At 46.7% G+C, this 244-nt stretch carries 1 protein-coding gene; it reads right to left on the reverse strand.

Annotated features, from left to right (window positions below; translation table 11 throughout):
- Positions 1-244 (reverse strand): protein rep (locus QP437_RS10325; protein WP_285267774.1); only part of this gene is annotated, 244 nt, incomplete at both ends.

A 244-nucleotide genomic window follows, 5' to 3' on the forward strand; every position in this document is an offset into this window, starting at 1 on the left:
CCTGTCGAAATGAAACGACGCTTATGAAGCTGCCGCGTCAATTCAAGAAACCAATCAGGATCGTTAGCCATATCTTCCGGTTTAACAGAATATTTCAGGGTTTCAGCAACGGCACTCTGTAGCTGTTCCGCAACGTTGGCCACTACTTCGCCTGTTTTCATCTTCACAGTCCTAATATCAACGTTCGGTTCGTAATTCACCCGTAGACAATCTCGCCATAGCTCCACCCAACGAGCTTGTTTGA

The organism is Haemophilus sp. UMB1048, assembly GCF_030218125.1.
Lineage (GTDB): Bacteria > Pseudomonadota > Gammaproteobacteria > Enterobacterales > Pasteurellaceae > Haemophilus_D.